Genomic DNA, 3531 nt, shown 5'->3' with positions numbered 1-3531 from the left:
CGCGTCGGCCCAATCAATACGGCCCACCCAAGTTGCTGGACAACCTGCTCCGCGACTACGTGGGCACCCACTACAGCTATGACGAGCGCGGCAACCTCAAGGAACGCCTGCACAACGGCAAGAAATCCCATTTCACCTGGGACCTGTACGACCGTCTAATCGGCTACGCAGATGACAGATTGACCGCCACCTTTGCCTACGACGCGCTGGGCCGGCGCCTGTTCAAACTGTCCAAAGCCAAGTATCACGACCGTCGTGAAGCCGGGCCGATGTGGAACAAGCTGGAGCGCGCCAAGCTCGACGAGCAATACGGCTGCGGCTACACCATCTACGGTTGGGACGGTGACTTGCTGGCCTTTGAGAGCCGTAACAACGACAAGAGCGAACGCCTGACCCACTACTTTTTTGAACCGGGCGGTTTTGTACCAGTGGCGCAGGCAGTAGAGCAACGCAGTATCCAACCGCTGCCCGAACCGGTCTATGAGGGTGCTTACGACATCGACCGCGATCCGGTGTGGCAGCACAAGCCAAAGCCTGTGACCTTCAGCGCCGTGGCCTGGTACCAGTGCGACCACCTCGGCACGCCAATGGAGTTGACCGACGAACATGGCGATATCGCCTGAAGCGGGGTCTACAAGGCCTGGGGCCTGGCCAAGGAGCAACGCAGCGAGACCGCCAAACGCGCGGATCTGCGCAATCCACTGCGCTTTCAGGGGCAGTACTTCGATGTGGAAACCGGGCTGCACTACAATCGCTATCGGTACTATGATCCGCAGGTCGGGCGGTTTATTGGCAAGGATCCGATTGGGTTTGCGGGGGGCTCAACATCTATGCGTACGCGCCGAACCCCGCAGATTGGACAGATCCTTTGGGCCTTACAAGATCTGGCATGGACTTGCCCCTACCAAACCGGACACCAACTCCCCGTTAAATTGATGCTGCCGCCAAGCGCCTGAACTCCCTCGGTGAACGATATTTCAAGGCGCTGTGCGGATGCTGCTCGTTGTAATGCTCGAAGGCAATTGCCAGGTTACGCAACGCCGTTTCTCGATCTGGCTTGGGCATGTGCGCCACGTAATCACGCTTGATCGTCTTCACGAAGCTCTCGGCCATGCCGTTGCTCTGTGGGCTGCGTACTGGGGTGGTCACTGGTTGCAAACCGATCTGTCGAGCAAACAGGCGTGTCTGTTCGGCGGTGTACGCCGAGCCGTTGTCGCTGAGCCATTGAACTGGCGTGGTGGGTAGTTGATCACCAAAACGCTTCTCCACGCTTTCCAGCATCAAGTCGCGGATATCATCGCCGCTGTACCCGGTCGGGCTTGCCACCCAGCCTATGGCTTCGCGATCACAGCAATCGAGGGCGAAGGTCACGCTCAGTTTCGCGCCGTCCTCGCAGCGGAACTCAAAGCCGTCCGAGCACCAACGCGTATCGCTGTTTTCCACGGCAATACGGCCTTCGTGCCGACGCGGCACGCCGGGCTGTTTGATCCGGCGTTCAAGCAAAAGGTTGTGGTCACGCATCACCCGGTAAACCCGTTTCACGTTGACCGCCGGCAGCGACCGTTTTTCACGTGCACGACGCAGCAGTCCCCAGACGCGTCGGTATCCATAGCTGGGCAGTTCGCTGACCTCTTGCTGGATTTCAGCGACCAGCTCTACATCGTTCACAGGCCTGCTTCGCCGTGTCTTGGGCGATACCGATTGCTTGATTCGAACCGTTAATTGCGAGCGCGCCACACCGAGACATTCGCTGACCAGCTTCACTGGTCGTCCCCCGGCAACAAGGGTGAGTGCGCAATCCATTTTCGCGACCGGGCGATCTCCACGGCCTCTTTGAGGATTTCCGCTTCCATCGTTTTCTTGCCCAGCATCCGTTGCAGCTCACGGATTTGCTTGAGCGCATCGCTCAGCTCGGAGGCAGGCACCACGGCTTCGCCTGCACTGACCGCCGACAGGCTGCCGTCCTGATACAGCTTGCGCCACAGGAACAGCTGATTGGCATTGATGCCATTGCGCCGAGCCACCACCGAAACGCTTTGTCCTGGCTCAAGGCTCTCGCGAACCATGGCCAGTTTTTGCTCTGGGCTCCAGCGGCGCCGCCGCTCCTGGCCCAAAAGCTCCCCACTCTTATCGTTGCTGTTAGTCATAAACATAACCGTTTGCCTATCCCTTATCGTAAGGGGGAAACGGTGTCCTGTCTTTCATGGGGCTCGTTCATGGCAGAAAACCAGCACCCACAGGAAAATCCAACATTGATAACCGATCATGTTGTGCAAAAAAGTGGAGTGTTGAGCGATACGATAGAAAATGTAACGGACATATTCCAGGAGTAGGAAATGTGACTCTATTTAGAGATCCTAAAGATGGCTCTTGGTATTCCGCAGACAAAACCGAACATGGGGGAAGCGCATGGAAATTATTTTCAGAATCGAGGAGCGCCGGAACCCTTGAGTGGATGGCAGACCTCAATGACCAAGGAGACATAATGAAAGGGAAACACAAAGGTTCAACAGGCCGGTCCATTGATCTTAAAAAATTAAAGTGCCAGGATAAGAAATGATTAATTCAGCAGAAGAGTTCATTAGCCTCATCAACAGCAGTATTGAAACAGACAGAAGTAGAGCCATCACCGACAAGGCAAGCGAGTCCGTATGGGAGGATGTAATTTTAAAGTACCCAGATTATGAAACATTTATACTGCAAAACGAGACCATTTCACCGCTCACCATAAGTTCTTTATCAAAAAGCCAAAATTGGAAAACAAGGCATGGGGTCGCAAAAAAAAGAAAGTCCGGGACTGAAGTGCTTACTTATCTGTCAAATGACGAAGACCCCATCGTTAGACAGGCAATTGCGTCAAATCAAAAAACACCCTATGCAATATTAAAAAAACTATGTTTCGACACCGACGACAGGGTTAATAGTGTCGCAAATTACAACATCAAACTTCGCCCCCAAAAGCAGATACCCGGCAGCTAAAAATATAATTCACCATATCCAAAGTCTTTGATGGTTATAAAACTAATGAAATGTATAGTCCGCCTCGGCGACGCCACCGACCACGGTGGTGTTGTCACCGAATCCATCCCACACACCAACCTCAACGGCAAACCCATGGCCGGAAAGGGTCACATGGTGATGTGCCCCTTATGCAAGGGCCCCTTCCCGATCGCCGAAGGAAGCAACACCTATTCCGTCAATGGCATTCCCGTGGCGTTGGATGGCATGAAGACAACCTGCGGCGCGACCCTGATCGCCAGTGGCTCTCATGGCGCTGTGCATCGCTGACCTGCGCCCCGCTCTTTAACAACTGAACGACACCGGCATTGGCTTGATCGCGCCAATGCCCATGCCTGCGTCAAACCCGCGACGCCGAAGGCCGCCTGCTCACCCACACCGACGCTCTGCGCCAGCGCACCACCTGGCACTACAACGAAGCCGGACTGATCCAGCAGCGTCTTGACACCAACGGAACAACACTCGACTACCGCTGGGACCGCCTCGGCCAACTGCTGGAACTGCGCAACGAAA

6 protein-coding genes are annotated in these 3531 nt (G+C 55.1%); 4 read left to right on the top strand and 2 right to left on the bottom strand.

The window, feature by feature from the left end:
• On the top strand, positions 1-623 hold a 623-nt coding region (locus tag AACY31_RS28300), incomplete at its 5' end, for an RHS domain-containing protein (protein WP_445261595.1).
• Positions 624-647: 24 nt separating this feature from the next.
• Positions 648-956, top strand: coding sequence for an RHS repeat-associated core domain-containing protein (locus tag AACY31_RS29180; protein ID WP_445261596.1), 309 nt, complete (start codon positions 648-650; stop codon positions 954-956).
• Here the strand turns inward: AACY31_RS29180 and AACY31_RS28295 are convergent.
• Positions 928-2147 (bottom strand): IS3 family transposase gene (locus AACY31_RS28295; RefSeq protein ID WP_445261594.1). Its coding sequence is split into 2 segments (ribosomal slippage): positions 928-1802 and positions 1802-2147, totalling 1221 coding nucleotides; the frame shifts between segments, so codons are not numbered across the junction. The two genes, AACY31_RS29180 and AACY31_RS28295, sit on opposite strands and share 29 nt — an antisense overlap.
• 409 nt (positions 2148-2556) lie before the next feature.
• On the opposite strand from AACY31_RS28295, the gene AACY31_RS28290 reads away from it, so the two are divergent.
• Together AACY31_RS28290 and AACY31_RS28285 are read left to right on the top strand one after the other, a co-directional pair.
• On the top strand, positions 2557-2979 hold the full coding sequence (locus AACY31_RS28290) for a HEAT repeat domain-containing protein (protein WP_339505582.1): 423 nt from the start codon (positions 2557-2559) through the stop codon (positions 2977-2979).
• A gap of 45 nt (positions 2980-3024) precedes the next feature.
• Positions 3025-3288: a PAAR domain-containing protein gene (locus tag AACY31_RS28285; RefSeq protein ID WP_339483814.1), complete on the top strand. Its 264-nt coding sequence runs from the start codon at positions 3025-3027 to the stop codon at positions 3286-3288.
• On the opposite strand, the gene AACY31_RS29175 is transcribed toward AACY31_RS28285, so the two are convergent.
• Positions 3267-3531: hypothetical protein (locus AACY31_RS29175; protein WP_445261593.1), on the bottom strand; the 265-nt coding region annotated here is incomplete at its 5' end. The two genes, AACY31_RS28285 and AACY31_RS29175, sit on opposite strands and share 22 nt — an antisense overlap.

The organism is Pseudomonas sp. RL_105y_Pfl2_101 (assembly GCF_963970585.1).
GTDB lineage: Bacteria > Pseudomonadota > Gammaproteobacteria > Pseudomonadales > Pseudomonadaceae > Aquipseudomonas.
Note: the sequence above shows the minus strand (reverse complement) of the source record. Positions and strands in the feature narration are given on the sequence as shown.

Excerpts from the sequence above, each read along its gene's own strand:
- AACY31_RS28290 (WP_339505582.1), top strand. The coding sequence starts at position 2,557 with ATGATTAATTCAGCAGAAGAGTTCATTAGCCTCATCAACAGCAGTATT.
- AACY31_RS28285 (WP_339483814.1), top strand. The coding sequence starts at position 3,025 with ATGAAATGTATAGTCCGCCTCGGCGACGCCACCGACCACGGTGGTGTT.